General features: G+C 43.1%; 17 protein-coding genes. 1 reads left to right on the forward strand and 16 read right to left on the reverse strand.

The genetic code is table 11. From position 1 onward, the window contains the following. Positions 1–11: 11 nt before the first annotated feature. The 9 genes from ACR65H_RS06650 to ACR65H_RS06690 form a co-directional block, all read right to left on the reverse strand. Complete coding sequence (locus tag ACR65H_RS06650; protein WP_440499376.1) at positions 12–1,811, reverse strand: ATP-binding protein; 1,800 nt, start codon at positions 1,809–1,811, stop codon at positions 12–14. Beyond that, positions 1,804–2,523 (reverse strand): response regulator transcription factor, encoded by a 720-nt coding sequence (locus ACR65H_RS06655; protein WP_440499377.1) that lies wholly within the window; start codon positions 2,521–2,523, stop codon positions 1,804–1,806. The genes ACR65H_RS06650 and ACR65H_RS06655 overlap by 8 nt, the downstream gene beginning before the upstream one ends. A 105-nt stretch (positions 2,524–2,628) precedes the next feature. Then, positions 2,629–3,813, reverse strand: a complete 1,185-nt coding sequence (gene ccsB / locus ACR65H_RS06660; protein WP_440499378.1) for a c-type cytochrome biogenesis protein CcsB — start codon at positions 3,811–3,813, stop codon at positions 2,629–2,631. 2 nt (positions 3,814–3,815) lie between these two features. Next, complete coding sequence (resB, locus tag ACR65H_RS06665) at positions 3,816–5,468, reverse strand: cytochrome c biogenesis protein ResB (protein WP_440499379.1); 1,653 nt, start codon at positions 5,466–5,468, stop codon at positions 3,816–3,818. A gap of 16 nt (positions 5,469–5,484) precedes the next feature. Beyond that, positions 5,485–6,015 carry a thiol-disulfide oxidoreductase ResA gene (gene resA / locus ACR65H_RS06670; protein WP_440499380.1) on the reverse strand — a complete coding sequence of 177 codons (531 nt, stop codon included), beginning with the start codon at positions 6,013–6,015 and terminating at the stop codon, positions 5,485–5,487. A 91-nt stretch (positions 6,016–6,106) separates the two neighbouring features. Further along, positions 6,107–6,838 carry a pseudouridine synthase gene (locus ACR65H_RS06675; RefSeq protein WP_440499381.1) on the reverse strand — a complete coding sequence of 244 codons (732 nt, stop codon included), beginning with the start codon at positions 6,836–6,838 and terminating at the stop codon, positions 6,107–6,109. Positions 6,839–6,955: 117 nt separating this feature from the next. Further along, complete coding sequence (locus ACR65H_RS06680) at positions 6,956–7,957, reverse strand: D-alanyl-D-alanine carboxypeptidase family protein (protein ID WP_440499382.1); 1,002 nt, start codon at positions 7,955–7,957, stop codon at positions 6,956–6,958. Further along, positions 7,954–8,568 (reverse strand): SMC-Scp complex subunit ScpB, encoded by a 615-nt coding sequence (gene scpB / locus ACR65H_RS06685; RefSeq protein ID WP_440499383.1) that lies wholly within the window; start codon positions 8,566–8,568, stop codon positions 7,954–7,956. Before scpB ends, ACR65H_RS06680 begins: the two co-directional genes overlap by 4 nt. Positions 8,569–8,571: 3 nt before the next feature. Then, the gene (locus tag ACR65H_RS06690) at positions 8,572–9,315 is read right to left on the reverse strand and encodes a segregation/condensation protein A (protein ID WP_440499384.1); all 744 of its coding nucleotides are present in this window, start codon (positions 9,313–9,315) and stop codon (positions 8,572–8,574) included. 52 nt (positions 9,316–9,367) lie between these two features. Here ACR65H_RS06690 and ACR65H_RS06695 point away from each other — a divergent pair, with 52 nt between their 5' ends. Beyond that, the gene (locus ACR65H_RS06695) at positions 9,368–9,880 is read left to right on the forward strand and encodes a DUF309 domain-containing protein (RefSeq protein WP_440499385.1); all 513 of its coding nucleotides are present in this window, start codon (positions 9,368–9,370) and stop codon (positions 9,878–9,880) included. Between the two features lie 118 nt (positions 9,881–9,998). Here ACR65H_RS06695 and ACR65H_RS06700 read toward each other — a convergent pair whose 3' ends face one another. From ACR65H_RS06700 to ACR65H_RS06730, 7 genes are all read right to left on the reverse strand, one after another. Next, complete coding sequence (locus ACR65H_RS06700; protein WP_440499386.1) at positions 9,999–10,370, reverse strand: GNAT family N-acetyltransferase; 372 nt, start codon at positions 10,368–10,370, stop codon at positions 9,999–10,001. Between the two features lie 336 nt (positions 10,371–10,706). Next, positions 10,707–12,035, reverse strand: coding sequence for a diaminopimelate decarboxylase (lysA, locus tag ACR65H_RS06705; protein WP_440499387.1), 1,329 nt, complete (start codon positions 12,033–12,035; stop codon positions 10,707–10,709). Between the two features lie 62 nt (positions 12,036–12,097). Beyond that, complete coding sequence (locus ACR65H_RS06710; protein ID WP_440499388.1) at positions 12,098–13,546, reverse strand: spore germination protein; 1,449 nt, start codon at positions 13,544–13,546, stop codon at positions 12,098–12,100. 3 nt (positions 13,547–13,549) lie between these two features. Next, positions 13,550–14,338 carry a SigF/SigG family RNA polymerase sporulation sigma factor gene (locus ACR65H_RS06715; RefSeq protein WP_440499389.1) on the reverse strand — a complete coding sequence of 263 codons (789 nt, stop codon included), beginning with the start codon at positions 14,336–14,338 and terminating at the stop codon, positions 13,550–13,552. Positions 14,339–14,341: 3 nt separating this feature from the next. Then, positions 14,342–14,788 (reverse strand): anti-sigma F factor, encoded by a 447-nt coding sequence (gene spoIIAB / locus ACR65H_RS06720; protein ID WP_440499390.1) that lies wholly within the window; start codon positions 14,786–14,788, stop codon positions 14,342–14,344. Next, positions 14,778–15,128 carry an anti-sigma factor antagonist gene (locus ACR65H_RS06725; protein ID WP_440499391.1) on the reverse strand — a complete coding sequence of 117 codons (351 nt, stop codon included), beginning with the start codon at positions 15,126–15,128 and terminating at the stop codon, positions 14,778–14,780. The genes spoIIAB and ACR65H_RS06725 overlap by 11 nt, the downstream gene beginning before the upstream one ends. A 357-nt stretch (positions 15,129–15,485) precedes the next feature. Beyond that, a complete protein-coding gene (locus tag ACR65H_RS06730) occupies positions 15,486–16,784 on the reverse strand; it encodes a pyrimidine-nucleoside phosphorylase (protein WP_440499652.1) in 1,299 nt (432 codons plus the stop codon). Positions 16,785–16,795 lie beyond the last annotated feature (11 nt).

Below are 16,795 nucleotides of genomic sequence, written 5' to 3' on the forward strand. Positions count from 1 at the left end.
TTTCCCGTCGCTTACTCTTCAGCATTTGAATCTTTCGGACCGATTGGCAATACGCATTTAAAGATGGTACCTGATGTATCACCTAGTTCCGCAGTAATCCGTCCTTCATGCGAGTCAACGATGTTTTTCGCAATCGCTAACCCTAGACCGGTTCCGCCTTTACCTCTCGTCCGTGCTTTGTCAGCTTTATAAAAACGTTCGAAAATAAACGGGAGATCCTCTTTCGGTATGCCGCTCCCCGTATCGGCGACGGAAATTTCAACCATATCCCCTTTTCTTTCGACACCAACTGTCACTTTTCCTCCATCTGGCGTATGGCGGATTGCATTATCAATCAAATTTGTGAACACTTGTTCCAAACGGAAATCATCAGCAAAAAGGGCAATATCCTTGTCTTTCTCATCAAAATCCAATGTAAGCATCACATTTGAATCACGGGCGATTTGCATAAATTTATTTCGAACTCTATCCAAGAAAGGAATGAGAGGGAAATTCAATTTGTATAGTCGCATATGGCCCGATTCCATCCTTGCGAGGTCGAGCAGATCTGTTACGAGACGGCTCATCCGTTTCGATTCATCGTGGATGATCTGCACCATTTCATTTCGTTCCTCGTCACTCGTCATTACATCATCAATGATCGCTTCGCTATACCCTTGCAGTAAGGAAATTGGCGTCCTCAATTCATGAGACACATTTGCTATGAAATCGGATCTCAGCTTATCAAGCTTATGCTGATCAGTCATATCCCGCAACACGGCTACTGCACCACGAATGCTATTTTCGCTATAGAGGGGGCTTATCGAGATACCGTAAAACTGGCCGCCTATTTCAAGCTCATCCTCGACTTCCTCCGCAAATGTGATTGCGTGCTCCAGCATATGAAAAATTTCCTTCGGCAACACTTTATCATCGGCCCCATTGGCAAAATACCATTTCTGCAATAAACGTTCTGCCTGCGGGTTGCTTAAAAGAATCGAATAGTCTCGATTGAAAGTGATGACTGCATCTGTCATTGATGTGAGGATACTTGATAATTGTTCCTTTTCCTGCTTGATCAATTCCATTTGGTATTTCAACTGTCTGCCCATCTGGTTGAATGCAGTCGCCAACTGGCCGATTTCATCATTTTGCATGACCGGTAGACGTGTTTCAAAGTTTCCTTTAGATAATTCAAAGGCGGCTTGCTTCATTCCGCGCAATGGAGAAGTAATTTTCGTGGAAAGGAAGAAAGCGAATATAGTCGTTAAAATGAAAGCGATGAAAGCTGATAGGAAAACGATATTCGTCGTCCTTTTCGTCGTACGGTGTACGGCATCGAGGCTTTGGTACATGACAATTGATTGGATTTTACCGTCAACTTCATCATACGGATACACGAGAACAAGAAATTGTTCCATGACGTTCTCATCTCCAAGAGATGGGAGAATCATTTCTTTTACTACTTTTTTATTGATTTCAATATTCGAGAAAAATTTTGGTTCCGATAAAATTTTCTTCACGATCTTTTCTTGATTCAATCCTTTATGAAATGAATAATGGACTTCTTTGTCTGAATCAATGATCATCGCATTCGTTTCATTATCCAATATGTCCTGAATGATAAGCCGCATCGCAGATTCGTTTTCGTGATCAAGAACGATTTTTCCGATTGTCGTTGCTTCCCTGCGCAATGAATCCTCAGCCTGATTCGTATGGAAATTGTCTAGAAATTCAAGTAGTAGGACAGTGACGATAAAGAGAACAAAGGAAACGAGAAGCAATATGGTTGCCCATAGCTTCCCGACGATTGAATGCCATATCCTATTCATTCGGAACCTCGAACTTATAGCCGACACCCCAAACTGTAACAATCATTTTAGCAGCGCTTTCCGATACACGGCTCAGCTTCTCGCGCAACCTTTTTACATGTGTATCGACTGTGCGTAAATCTCCAAAAAATTCATAGTGCCATACTTCCTTCAATAATTGCTCGCGATCAAACACCTTGTCTGGTGATTTTGCAAGGAAATAGAGCAATTCGTATTCTTTCGGTGTCAAGTTCACTTCTTTCCCTTCCGCCGTCACACGGTGTGCGTCATGATCGATCGTCAATTGCGGAAAGACAACGAGATCCTTTGAACTGTTCGCAGCTGTTGAATCTGGGAAAGTGACCGATCTTCTCAAAATCGCCTTTACGCGCAATACAACTTCACGCGGACTGAACGGCTTGACGATATAATCATCTGCACCCGTTTCAAAACCTGTCACTCGATCCGATTCCTCGCCCTTCGCAGTCAATAGGATGACAGGTGTCATTTTCTTTTCATCTCGAAGTTCCTGCAATACTTCTAAACCGTCTTTTTCAGGCATCATTAAATCCAGCAAAATACAGTCATAATGATTCGCAAGCGCTTTTTCAATCGCCTCGGCTCCATCTATTGCCTCATCAATTTCGAAGCCTTCACGGGATAAATACATAGTGAGAAGACGGCGGATCCGGTCCTCATCATCCACCACTAATAACCTAACAGTCTCTTCCATCATCCAAGTCCCCTTTCAACTACACTTCTGTTCTTATTGTACAAGTAGCATATAAAAAAAGAAACTGCACAGCACCTTTACGGCTTTGTGCAGTCCTAAATCGGATTACGCGTATGAATGCAGGCCTGCTATGATGAGATTCACGGCGATTAGATTGAACATGATGATGACAAATCCTATAACCGCAAGCCAGGCAGATTTCTCTCCTTCCCATCCTTTTGAAAGACGGAGATGGAGGAATGCCGCATAAAACAACCATGTAATTAGGGCCCAAACCTCTTTCGGGTCCCAACCCCAGAACCTGGACCAAGCTTCATGCGCCCAAATCATCGCAAAGATTAGAGCTCCAAGTGTGAAGACCGGGAAGCCGATCAAAACGGAACGGTAGCCGATTTCATCCATGAGCTGTGAATTCGCTTTCTTCGCAAATGGCTGGAATAAGGCAGCGATCGGTTTGCGGAAGATAAGTCGTAATATAATATAAAGAATCGTTCCTGTCACGACAGACCAAACAAATGTAGTCAGCGTTTTTGCATTAACAATCGCTGGCATTTCCGCCCATGGCTTCATCGCTCCAGGTGTTTGTGCTTCATATTCGTTCATCCCAAATAACGGTGGGTAATTATACTCGATTTTCGCAGGTGCCTCGTTTTTATCAATATACGTAAAATGCGCTTCATATCCTGTTAGCTTGAATGTTGTCGAAGATATGACAAAACCAAGAACTAAAACGAGAGTGAACATAACGGCTTCTATCCAAAATCGCTGTCTAGACGGTTTTGTCATATCGACATTCTTCACTAAATATATGAGACCCGCAACCGCACTTATTGCAAGAATTGATTCACCAAGCGCGGCAGTGATGACGTGAATTGTCAGCCAGTGGCTTTGCAGCGCCGGTATAAGCGGTGTAATGTCCTGAGGGAACATGCTTGCGTAACCGATGATTATAATTGCAATCGGCAATGCGAACAATCCTAAGGATGGCGTGCGATATAAGAAAAACAGTAGAATGAATGCCCCTACGAGCATCATGCCGAACGCTGTCGTAAATTCAAACATATTACTGACCGGAGCATGGCCAGAAGCCATCCATCTCGTAATGAAATAACCGAGATGCGTGATGAATCCAATGATCGTAATCGTGATGCCGACATTGCCCCATCTATGGTTTCTATAGGATGCTTCCGATTTAGCGCCTTTCACTGCTCCGCCAAAAAAAAGAGTGGCTACTAAATAAGCAACGAAAGAAACGAATAGCAGGTTAGCGCTTAACGATGCTAATCCCATAATTATTTTTCTCCTTCCTCTTCCGCAGGTGACGACTCTTTGTCCAATCTGTCTTCATATCCCGGCAGATCTGCATAATCTTTAACCGTGTCCAATTCCTTTTTCAATGAGAACCAGTTTTTGTTCGTATGGGCAGCGACAAGCAATTCGTCGCTTTCACCTTTCTGGATCCAAATCCGTCTATGGTTCCAATAAGATCCTTGGATAACACCGATCATGAAAATGATTCCACCTAATAGAAGAACATACAATGTTTTATCCTTGCGAATCGTCAAGCCGGAAATATCCCGAGTTTCAGCACTGACAAACTTTACTTGATATGCATTTTCTTGAGTTTCAAGCGTTTGTCTTATTGCGACAAAGCTTTTTTCTCCTTTTGGTTTTTCGGGAGTAATCATGTTGAAGATGAATGCAGGGTTGTTCGGAATTGGTGATTTGGAAACAGGCTCGCCATTTTCGACACCGTCATAATCCGCATAATACCCGATTAAATCGACTCTTGCTCCATCGTTCAGTTCATATACTCCTTCTGGGTCATCCAGATCGATTGTAAATTGTCCGAACGACTTTCCACTTTTCTTTTCGATCAACTGCATTGTCATCGATTTCAACTCGTCCAAACGATAATCCATTTGGAAAATATTGTATCCATCAAACTTCAATGGCTTGTTGACGATGATTGGATAGTCTTTGACATGCTCTAGATCTGTTGATCCCGGCAAACTGCCTTCTTTCTTTTTGTATAACGAAACATCCGTCTGATAGGATTTCACAATTGTACCGACACGATCGATCGCTTTACCAAAAACTTCATCGGCTTCTTCCTTCGAATACGTCTCAATGCTGAAATCATTACTTTCTAAATAATAGTCCGGAGCACCAGGAATCGATCGTAATTCACCTTCCCGAATCCACATCGTCTGGTCGACATAGAATCCTGGAATACCTCGCAATAGGATACCGAATAAGAAAATGATCAAGCCGGTATGGTTAACATATGGACCCCAACGCGAAAAACGGTTCTTTTCAGCTAAAATTGCTCCATCTTCCGTTTTTACGTTGTATTTCATTTTCTTAAGTTGTTCTTCCGCTTTTGCAAGAGATGAATCTGCATCGTCAGACGGGCCTGTACCGTAAATCCGTTGACGCTTCATGAAAGAAGTATGTCGTTTCGTTCGCTGCTTCTTCAATGATTTATAAAGCGGGATCACCCTATCGACACTCGCAATGATAATGGAAGTTCCGAGCATGCCGATCAGTATTTTAAACCACCAGCTATTATACATATCATAGAAGCCTAATTTAAAATAGAGCGTTCCCACAATTCCATACAGGCGTTCATAATATGCTAATAATTCCGCTGGTGAGTCCTGATTCACCGGCACATAAAATTTCTGCGGGAAAAGCGTACCGATCGCTGAGGTGGCAAGCACCGCGATAATAATGCTTACCCCAATTTTTACACTCGAAAAGAAATTCCAAATCTTGTCGATGATCGATCGTTTATACGTCTGAGATCTACGGGCAGATCCTTCGTAACGCATATCGACAACTTCACTATTTTTTGCTTCCTCGGTCAATGGTCGGCCGCATTTTTCACAAAGTACTGTTCCGAATGGATTGTCATGACCGCATTGACATTTGATTTTACTCATCTGTTCGAACTCCTTATCAAGGTTGGATGCTTTCCATGTACGAAATGATTTCATCCTCAGTCATTTCTGTCGTGATAACCTTCGTAATCCGCCCTTCTTTATCAATCAAAAATGTCGTCGGTAAAGGAACAATATTGTAAAGTTCCTTTACATCTTTCTTTTTGTCGATAACGATTGGAAACGTAAGACCGTATTGATCACGGAATGTATCCACTTTCAAATCAGACTCGGCGATATTCACGGACAAAACATGGACACCTTTTTCCTTGAAGGCATTGTATTGATCTTCAATATAAGGCATTTCCCGTTTACAAGGAGGGCACCACGTTCCCCAAAAGTTTAGAAAAACGCCTTCTCCTGCGTAATCGGATAACCGATGCTTGTTCCCTTCAAGATCGACGAGTTCAAAATCCGGGGCTTTGTCACCGACTGCCAGGACTTTGACTTTGTCTTTCGAGAAAATGGAAAATAGAATGGCTGAAGCAAGCAAAAGTAAAACTACCCCTCTGAAAATGAGGCGCGATCGCTTTTTATTCGCCTTGGACAATTGATAGCCCCCTAACGTAATAAGATTCCGATTTTAATTATAGCAAAACAAGTAGTGAAGTATTTGTGAAGTCGTGATAGGTTTGTGACAATTATCCGATTTTCCCAGTTTCAGCAAGCACTCGTAGTTGTTTTACTTCATGGGTTGTTAATTCACGCGCTTCTCCCGCATTTAAACCTTGTGTCGTCAACATTGCAAATGTCTCACGTCTCAATTTTTGGACCGGGCAGCCAATCGCGTCGAACATTCTACGGACTTGACGATTGCGTCCTTCATGAATGGTGATTTCAACAATCGCTGTGCCAGTCTTCTTATCAAACGACTGCATTTTCACTCGGGCAGGCGCTGTCATACCATCCTCAAGCTCTATGCCCCGTTCCAATTTTTTCAATGCGTCTCTTTCTGGTATTCCTTTCACTTTTGCAACATACTTTTTCTGAATACCGAATTTCGGATGGGTCATAAGATATGAGAAATCTCCATCATTCGTCATGATGATGATTCCGGACGTGTCAAAATCAAGCCTACCTACAGGAAAAATTCTTTCCTCAACCATTGGTAGGAGATCTAACACCGTTTTTCTGCCTTTTTCATCACTGACAGTCGATATATAGCCTCTAGGTTTATATAGCAAATAATAAACAAATTGCTCTTTGACAAGCTCCACGCCTTCGACTTCCACTCGGTCTGCGCGTGTCACCTTTGTCCCTAATTCTGTAACAACTTTCCCGTTTACTTTCACTTTCCCCTCGACGATCAGTGTTTCCGCTTTTCTACGCGACGCTACGCCCGCTTGTGCCAATACTTTTTGTAATCTTTCCAATTCGTCACCTTCCTTCTACCTCAAAAAATTATGTCATATTTCCTTGCAAATGAAAAGAAGACCGACCTATATTCAGTCAGTCTTCCCTAAATGTTTCATGTTCAGATCAATGAAATGTTACTTATCAATATCAATTTCCGCTGTAATCAGCAATTCATTATCAAGCGATACCGTCCAAGTCCCTTTCACTTTCCGGTCGTTCTTCCTCGGTATATAAACGACATGAGAGACTCTTTCCACTTCGTCTTCGTTCAATAGCAAAACGATCGGTCTTTTTAATTCACCTTTGACCCCGGGAAGGATACGGTATTTACCTTTTTTCGCAACCGTAACATTTTCATACTTGCGGAACGTCTCATTCGCCAACTGTTCATGCGTATTCCAGTCGTTCCCATTGTTCAACGTAACGACTATCACTTTTTTACCGTCCTTCTCAAAATAGGTGGCAAGCGTTCTTCCAGCAGCTTTTGTAAAACCTGTTTTTCCGGCTTTGACATTGTCATTCGTATGGATTAAGCGATGTTTATTCCTCCAACTTCTTACTTCATCCCCTTTGCGATAGACGAAGTTTTCTGCAGAGGCGATTTTTTTGAATTTCTCATTCTTCATTGCAAAATAGAGCATTAATGCCGTCTCGTAAGCCGTTGACAGATGCTCATCATTGTGAAGCCCTGATGGGTTGATAAAAGTTGTCCTCTCCAAGCCATGCAATTCAGCTTTCTTATTCATCAAGTCGACAAAACCTTCAACCGAACCTCCAGCATGCTCCGCGAGTGCGTAGGCAGCATCATTTCCAGATCGAAGCATGAGGCCATACAACAATGCATCGGCATCCATTTTAGTGCCTTGCTCCAAATAGATAGAAGAGCCTTCAGCAGAAGCAGCTTCGGGCGAAATGACAATTTCGCCATCTACATTCCCGCTTTCAATGAACGTCAATGCAGTCCAAATTTTTGTCAAGCTCGCAATTGGCAATTGGAGATTTTCATTGGACCCGTCCAATAGACGCCCTGTCTCCGCGTCTATGACCACCCAGGCACTTCCACCTACCGCCGCTTCTTTTGGAAGTGCAGTCAATAAAACCGATAGGAACAGAACAATGGCTATCGCCTGCCTCAATCATTGTTTCCTCCTTCTTCTGTCATTTCAAATGCTTCTTGGAATTTCGTCATGAACAGATCTGTATCCCCGAATGACTCCTCCTGATCGCCTTCAACCAATGGAGGGAGCATTTCGATTGATTCCAATCCGAATCTATCCAAAAATAAATCAGTCGTCCCGTAAAGTATTGGTCTGCCGCTTGCTTCCATACGTCCTTTTTCCATAATAAATCCTTTTGCAACGAGCGTCTGGATTGGACCGTCGGATTTCACACCGCGTAAATCGTCGATTTCGACCCGAGTAACGGGCTGCTTGTACGCGATAATAGCCAACACTTCCATGGAGGCTTGTGTAATTGAGTTTCGAGTCGGATTTTCAAGCATACGTAGAATGTCATCCGCGAACTCGGCTTTCGTCACGAGCCGGTAATGCCCACCGTACAGACGCAAAGTGATACCTGAGTCTGGCCTATCTTCATAATTCACACGTAACCCTTCAGCGATCGCTGCGGCAGCATCTGTCTCAACTTGGAGCAACGTAGCGATTTGGCTTAATGTCAGACCGTCATCACCTGCGATGAATAAAAAGCTTTCCAACATTCCAGTAAGTCGTTCATTAATCGTTTCCATAATTCACACCCCTCCGACCATGACCATCATTTTACCGAAATTGCTTTCTTGTTTAACTATAATGTCTAGCCGTTTCATTAATTCCAACAATGACAAAAATGTTACAACTAAATCTTCAACATCATCTTTTTCGAATAAATTTTCAAAGTCACAACTGCCGCCTCTTCTCTCAAGTGATGTCATGATTTTATCCATCTTTTCACTTACCGAAAGCTCCGATTTCGCGATTTTGGCGGTTAACGGAGCGCGTAACTTTTTTCGTTCGAGCATTTTTTGGAATGCGCCGATCAGGTCAAAGACGTTCATCTTTTCTTCAGTCATTGTTACAGCCACTTCACCATATTCGGATAAGTCTGCTGGCAGTTTTGTAAAATGTCCTGCACGATCATCGGCTGATTCTTTTAATGAATGTGCAGCTTCTTTGTATTTTTTATATTCAATGAGACGGGCAACCAATTCATCCCGTGGGTCTTCTTCTAGATGGTATTCATTGTCCTCATCCAATACTTCGCCTTCATGGACAGGCAATAGCATTTTGCTTTTGATTTCAATTAAGGTGGCTGCTAATACTAAGTATTCGCTTAGTTCGTCCAATTCTAAAACACGCATCGTGTGGAGATGCTCTATGTACTGATGTGTCAGTTCCGCCATGGGAATATCATAGATATCGATTTCAAGTCGGTTGATTAAATGTAATAATAGATCAAGAGGTCCTTCAAACGCCTCTAATTTAACTTTGTAAGTCAATCTGACTCCTCCATTACGTATGTTTGCATCTTTTGCAGAAAGGAATGATTTCATGCATCCGTATCATCATCCGTTATTCTTAAATTTTATTGTTTATTTCAATAGGAATCAAGACTACTTTGAGTGTCATGAAGTGCTTGAAGAGTATTGGAAATCTATACCTGGATATTCGAAAGATCACCCGCTTACTGCCTTTATCCTATTATCAACCGGTCTTTATCATTGGAGAAGGGACAATATTGAAGGAGCATACCGAACGATCATAAAAGCGAAAAATAGGATGCTCGACTTTGGTGAGAATGACGCGCGTTATACGGAAGATATCGATTTTCGACAGCTTGTCCAGGATATAGAGAGATCCATCCACGAACTACATAACGGGAAATCGTTCTCTCCGTTCCTTATCCTACTCACATCGGAAGTCCTTCAACGCTCTGTCGATGAGATGGCCGCAACAATGGAACTTCTCCCTGCGGGAAGTGATGCTGTCATTCATAAACATATGCTGCGGGATCGTTCCAATATACTTGCAGAACGCGAAAAGAAAAGGCGCAGACCACAATGATCTGCGCCCAGCCTGTTGGCAAGCGTTTTCAATCAGGCTGAGGAAATCCTTATTCATCATAACTTCCCCAAAAAGAGTGTAGACAAAGTCGAAAATTAACTTTGTCTACACTCTTTTTCTATTCGGATTGTTGTTGCTCTTCCTTTTGACGGCATTTCTTCATGAACGATTCTGTATACTCATTACTCTTACATTCCAAGTCGGGAAATAAATCACCTAGTTTTTCGATTATCTTGCTACCGATTCCTTCTCCACGAAACGATGGATTCACAGATAGGTGCATGACCGTGTATGAATCTTCATCCAACATGATGCCGGCGAGGCCGATAAAATCTTCGTCTATTTTTAAAAGAAATAACTGCCAGTCTTCATCATTTTCGTACTGTTGAATCGTTTCCTGCAATTTTTTAACAGACTTTTCTCCGGGCATATAAGAAAGCAAGCCCATTGCGATTTTCTCATACGCCTTCTTGTATCGTAAAAGCATCATTGAAATCCCTTCTTTTCAAAATCCTAAGCTGTCATCCCGGTAAAAGGATTGCCTCCGAATTACAATTATCACGCATTCATTAGCACAACAACTTCCACATATTCAGAAAGCTAAACTGCCAGTAAATGCACGATATGATTCAACTAATACTCTGTGGAGGAAGATAGACCACCGAGTGAAGTTTCTCATTATCGTACATGATAGCCAGGGCTTTTTCAATGATAGAGAAAGTTCATTTATTCGGGCCGGCAAAAGGGGCAATAAAGTACCAGTAAACTCCTCCCCAAATGATTGCAGCTAAAAGTATGAACAAGAAAAGTATTATATTCCGTTTTTTCATGATGAAATTTCCTGTTCAGTCCTTTGTAATGGGATGTCTAGCCTAATCACGTCTTCATATGTTTCTCTGCGAACAACTAATTGATGTTGACCGTTTTCACAAAATACGATTGCTGGTTTGGGAAGTCGATTATAATTGCTAGCCATAGAGTATGTGTATGCTCCTGTACAGAAAACCGCAATGATATCTCCGTCAGCAGGTTCTGCAATATAAGCATCTTCAATCAATTTATCCCCGGATTCACAACATTTACCCGCTATTGTTACTTTATCCGCGTGAGGATCCAACATTCTGTTTGCCGTCGCCGCTGTATATTTTGCCTCATATAAGGCTGGACGGATATTGTCAGACATCCCGCCATCGACAGCTATATAAGTCCTAACATCCGGAACTTCTTTACTACTCCCCGCAGTGTACAACGTTGTACCAGCATCCCCGACTAATGATCTACCCGGTTCAATCCAAATTTCCGGTAATGGATAATTATGCTTACGTGTCATTGAAAGCACGACGTCCTCCATTTCTTCCACGTAAGCGGAAGGATGAAGCGGTGTATCCTCTTCTGTATACCGAATGCCAAAACCACCGCCCAAGTTGAGTACCGTGCAAACAAATTTGAATTTCTCCCGCCATTCGATCATTTTTTCCATGAGCGCTTCCGCAGCGAAGCGGAATGCGTCTGTTTCAAAAATCTGGGAGCCGATATGACAGTGCATGCCGAGCATGTTAATGTAAGGATGGTTATACAGCTTCAAAAACGCATCGTCCGTTTGACCGTTCTTCAAATCGAAACCGAATTTCGAATCCTCTTGCCCCGTTGTAATATAGTCATGGGTTGACGCATGAACACCAGGAGTGACACGCAAAAGTACGTTCATCTTTTCCTTGCGTGACTCTGAAATCTCCTTCAGCATTTCAATTTCCAAGAAATTATCTACTACGATGCAACCGATTTTTTCATCGAATGCAAATTGCAATTCTGTATAACTTTTGTTATTCCCGTGAAAATGAATTTTTTCACGTGGGAAATCGGCAGCAGCCGCCGTATAAAGTTCCCCGCCAGATACAACATCCAACGAGAGATCCATCTGCTTAGCAATCTCATAAATGGCAATGGAAGAAAAAGCTTTGCTTGCATATGCTACTTGTGCTTTTATCCCCGCCTTGGAAAAAGTTTCCTTGAAGGCAGTAGCACGTTCTTTGAAGAGAGCAATATCATAAACAAGCAAAGGCGTTCCATATATATGAGCTAAATCTACAGTATCTACTCCGCCTATCGTCAAGTGGCCTAAATTATTCACCGATTGAGTTCCATATAGATGCATATTCATTCCTCCAAGTCATGTTGTTAAAACTTTATCATAACTGGAAGCATGTTATCAATCCTCTACGAAAGCCTATTACGCTCTGGCGCTTTCGTTATAAAGGGTCTCGGTGCATCAATCGTCATTGGATAGCGGATCAATACACGCTTCATAGCCTCTGGGAAGAATGGTACAGCCGGCCATAAATAAGGAATGCCCATCGGTTTGAGGGATGCCAAATAATAAAAGAGGAAAGCGATTCCTAAGAAGAAACCCGGTGCCCCGAGTAGACCCGTCAATATTAGAATAAAGATCCTGAACACTTTCGTTGTAATGCTCAATTCAAACGATGGTATGGCGAAAGTGAAAATCGCACTAACAGCGACGTATAATATGACTTCTCCTGTGAAAAGACCTACATCAATCGCCACTTGGCCGATTACAATTGCAGCAACGAGGCCCATTGCCGTCGTCATCGGTGAAGGGGTATGAATGGCGGCCATCCGCAATACTTCTATGCCAATATCCGCGATTAATAATTGGACGAGAAGAGGGACTGATCCCGGATCATTTGGCCCGATATAACTTAGGGAAATCGGCAAATATTGCTGGTATGTTGAAAGCAAATACCAAAATGGAAGCAATAACAGACTGAGCGACGCTCCTAAAAGACGGAGCCAACGGACAAAGGTCCCGATGAAAGGCGCTTGTCTGTATTCCTCCGCATGTTGCAAATGATGGAAAATCGTTGCAGGAACCAAAATTACGGATGGAGACGTATCCACAATGATTGCAATGTGGCCCTCCAAAAGATGGGCGGCACAAATATCAGGACGTTCTGTAAAACGGACGAAAGGCATCGGATGAAAGCGTTGCTTGAATAGAAATTCTTCCAATGATTTATCAGTCATTGTAAGTCCATCATGTTTGATGTCATTTAGCCTTCCACGAATATAGGATAGGTGCTCTTCACTTGCAGCCCCTTTCATAAACGTGATTGCAACGTCCGTCTTGCCGTTAACAGTCGTCTGATGCATTTCAAAACGAAGATCTTCCGTCTTCAAACGTCTTCTTACTAGAGCCGTATTCGTAATGATATTTTCAGTAAAGCCATCTCTAGATCCCCGAATGACTTTTTCTGTGTCGGGCTCTTCAGGCGACCTGCCCGGATAGCTTCGAATATCCCCGATGAACGCAAAGCCATCGGGGAGTATGAAGCCTACTTGTCCGCTTAATATGTTATTAAGAAATTTCTCTTTCTCATCGACATCCGAAAGAGCGTAATAAGGAAAATACGTAAGGAACCATTCGGGATCATCCAAGTTATCCTTCTCAGGCTGCATCCCTTCTTGCATTTCTGTTAACAGTGTCGTCAAAATTCCTCCATCAACGAGTCCGTTAATATAAAGCAATAATGCAGGCATTCCCCATAAATGCACGGTCTTCGCCGTAGCATCGAATGTTTCGTTCACCCCGAATTTACTATGGAACCATTCTTCTCCGTCTTTCAAAGATGTGAATAAATTAGCCATGTATTATTCCGTCCTCACTTTACTGTCACTTTCCTCTGGTTGTGCGCTCATCCAATTTTTCAACTGGGCCAATATCTTTTTTTCCAAGCGGGATACTTGCACTTGCGAAATACCAATACGTTCGGCGATATCACTCTGTGTATAATCCAAATAATACCGCATATAAATGATTGTCTGATCTCGTTTATTCAGCTTTGAAACAACGTCCCGTAACGGTATGTGATCGAAAAACCTTTCTGATCGGTCATCTCTCAACTGATCCATCAGCGTCAAACTATCCCCTTCGTTTTCGTACAGTTGCTCATGCAGGGATGCCGGGTCTCGTAAAGCATCTGAAGCGAGAATGACCTCATCGATCGAGACATCCAACACTTCGGCAATTTCAGATACGGACGGTGATCTCCCATGGTTCTTAATGTAGTCATCCGTCGCGTGCCGGATTTTGAAACTCAATTCACGAATCGACCTGCTCACTTTAACCATGCCGTCATCTCGCAGGAAGCGCTGAATTTCCCCGACAATCATCGGTACAGCATAGGTTGAGAACTTCACATCATATGACAAATCGAATTTATCAATCGATTTCATGAGGCCGATACAGCCGATCTGAAACAGATCCTCTAGATCGGCTCCTCTCGACGCAAATCGTTGAACGATGGACCAGACGAGCCTTGTATTCCCTTCCACCATCATTCTTCTTGCATCTTTGTCGCCATCTTGAGATTGTTGAATGAGCACTCTCATTCTATCCTGTGACAATAGGGCATCTTGCCGTTCAACTGATGTATCCATCGGTCACCTCATTCTGCTTGCTTCCGTGACCGGAGAAAACGTTTTCTCGAATCTTACTACTGTTCCATTTCCAATGGACGATTCCACTGAGAGATTGTCCGAAAAGCTTTCCATAATCGTAAATCCCATACCCGATCGCTCCATGAGCGGTTTTGTCGTGAACATCGGCTCCATCGCCTGCTGTACGTCAAATATTCCACTGCCCTTGTCTTCGACTGTCATCGTCACTTTGTTTTCATCCATTACAGCATGGATTGTCACCAAGCTCGTCCCATCGCTTTCATATCCATGGATAATGGCGTTTGTGACTGCTTCTGAAACGATTGTCTTAAATTCCGAGATTTCTTCAAGGGTAGGATCCAACGGTGTGATAAAACACGTCATCGCCATCCTCGCTAACGCTTCATTTTCTTCAATTGCAACAAATGATAATGTCATTTCATTTCTCATGTAAGACCCCTCCGATTTCGCCAAGTACACTGTCGACCGAGCCGTGTCTGATGTTGGAACCTAAGCCGGAAAAATTGAAGATTTTCTCCATTGTTGGGGATGGATTCAAGATAAGTGTTTCGCCGTTGAATGGTGCCAAGTCTCTCATCCTGCCAAGTATGAGCCCGATGCCTGCGCTATCCATGAATCCAAGGCGGCTCAAATCCCAGACGATCCCTTTCACTTTTCCTGTGAAAATGGAAGAAGAGATCGTGGAACGGATCCTGTTTGCTTCAAGATTGTCCAACTCCCCTGCCAATGTTACGACCACAATGCTATCAATTTGATTAATTTCAGCCATGCTGAATCCCTCCTTCTTGCGGAACCATTCAACATCGGGCAGGGAAAACCCTTTCACCTGACATAACTAGTCATTAACTTTGTATTTTTCCTATGTTTCGACAAAGCATTCTACCTGAAAAAGTCTATCCATTTTTAGGACGGTTTACACATGTTAGGAATAAATAGATACCAATACGTAGCTTGCTTTGGACGCGGGATGGCTCGCTTTGGACGCGCAAAGGCTTACTTTAGACGCGTGGAGGCTAGCTTTGGACGTGGGAAGGCTTGCTTTGGACGCGGGTCATCCTACATAGAAAAAGACGGCCATAGAAAGTCGATTTTTCGACTTTCTATGGCCGTCCCATGTTAATTAATATCAGCCTGTAACCATTTCATGAATCAAGGCTGGTTTTTGTTGTTCTTGGTCTGATATGTGTATGTGTTTCTGGATCAAGTCGATCGATTTTGCGACGTCTTCACGGTTGGAGTGGATAATTGCAACTGGTTCGCCGACGGTTACTTTGTCGCCGATTTTTTTCTTTAGGACAATGCCGACCGCTAAGTCGATTTCGTCTTCTTTTGTTGCTCTTCCAGCTCCTAGAAGCATTGCTGCGACACCGATTTCATCTGCTTCCATCTTGGAAATCGTTCCGGACGATAAAGCAGGGACTTCGATTTGGAACTTCGCTGTAGGAAGCAGTGATGGGTCTTGGACAATCCTAGCGTCCCCACCTTGCGCTTCAATCAATTGCGCAAATAGGTTCAATGCTGAACCGTCTTTAATGACTGCTTCTAGCATAGCGCGTGCTTCTTCAACCGTTTTTGCCTTTTCGCCGGCTACAATCATTTTGCTTCCTAGAACAAGGCAAAGCTCCGTTAAGTCTTCAGGACCTTGGCCTTGTAGCGTCTCAATTGCCTCTTTTACTTCGAGCGCGTTTCCGATTGCAAAGCCTAACGGTTGGCTCATGTCTGAAATGACTGCCATCGTGTTTCTTCCGACTTGTCGACCGATTGCCACCATGGAATGTGCTAGCGCTTCAGCATCTTCCAACGTTTTCATGAATGCGCCATCGCCTGTTTTCACATCCAAGACAATTGCATCTGCACCAGCTGCAATTTTTTTGCTCATAATAGAGCTCGCAATGAGTGGGATGCTGCTGACAGTTGCCGTCACGTCCCGTAAGGAATAAAGGTTTTTATCGGCAGGTGTCAAATTGCCGCTTTGGCCAATGACCGCTACTTTCAAATTATTTACTTGGTTGACGAACTGCTCCTCTGTAAGCTCGATATGGAACCCTTCAATCGCTTCCAGCTTATCAAGAGTACCGCCAGTATGACCAAGGCCGCGGCCACTCATTTTGGCGACTGGAACGCCACACGCTGCAACGAGCGGAGCAAGTATCAACGTTGTCGTATCGCCAACGCCTCCCGTTGAATGCTTGTCGACTTTAAGCCCTTCAATAGCCGATAGATCGATCTGATCGCCAGATTCAACCATCGCCATCGTTAAATGACCTTGCTCTTCTGCAGTCATACCTTTAAAGTATATTGCCATTAATAGAGCGCTCGCCTGATAGTCAGGAATAGAACCATCCGTATATCCGTTGATGAAAAACGATATTTCCTCCTTGGAAAGCACTTCCCCATCTCTTTTTTTCTCGATGATATCAACCATCCTGAACACAA

The organism is Sporosarcina sp. SAFN-015, assembly GCF_059415085.1.

Excerpts from the sequence above, each read along its gene's own strand:
- ACR65H_RS06650 (WP_440499376.1), bottom strand. The coding sequence starts at position 1,811 with ATGAATAGGATATGGCATTCAATCGTCGGGAAGCTATGGGCAACCATA.
- ACR65H_RS06655 (WP_440499377.1), bottom strand. The coding sequence starts at position 2,523 with ATGGAAGAGACTGTTAGGTTATTAGTGGTGGATGATGAGGACCGGATC.
- ccsB (WP_440499378.1), bottom strand. The coding sequence starts at position 3,813 with ATGGGATTAGCATCGTTAAGCGCTAACCTGCTATTCGTTTCTTTCGTT.
- resB (WP_440499379.1), bottom strand. The coding sequence starts at position 5,468 with ATGAGTAAAATCAAATGTCAATGCGGTCATGACAATCCATTCGGAACA.
- scpB (WP_440499383.1), bottom strand. The coding sequence starts at position 8,568 with ATGGAAACGATTAATGAACGACTTACTGGAATGTTGGAAAGCTTTTTA.
- ACR65H_RS06695 (WP_440499385.1), top strand. The coding sequence starts at position 9,368 with ATGCATCCGTATCATCATCCGTTATTCTTAAATTTTATTGTTTATTTC.
- ACR65H_RS06700 (WP_440499386.1), bottom strand. The coding sequence starts at position 10,370 with ATGATGCTTTTACGATACAAGAAGGCGTATGAGAAAATCGCAATGGGC.
- lysA (WP_440499387.1), bottom strand. The coding sequence starts at position 12,035 with ATGCATCTATATGGAACTCAATCGGTGAATAATTTAGGCCACTTGACG.
- ACR65H_RS06710 (WP_440499388.1), bottom strand. The coding sequence starts at position 13,546 with ATGGCTAATTTATTCACATCTTTGAAAGACGGAGAAGAATGGTTCCAT.
- ACR65H_RS06715 (WP_440499389.1), bottom strand. The coding sequence starts at position 14,338 with ATGGATACATCAGTTGAACGGCAAGATGCCCTATTGTCACAGGATAGA.
- spoIIAB (WP_440499390.1), bottom strand. The coding sequence starts at position 14,788 with ATGAGAAATGAAATGACATTATCATTTGTTGCAATTGAAGAAAATGAA.
- ACR65H_RS06725 (WP_440499391.1), bottom strand. The coding sequence starts at position 15,128 with ATGGCTGAAATTAATCAAATTGATAGCATTGTGGTCGTAACATTGGCA.
- ACR65H_RS06730 (WP_440499652.1), bottom strand. The coding sequence starts at position 16,784 with ATGGTTGATATCATCGAGAAAAAAAGAGATGGGGAAGTGCTTTCCAAG.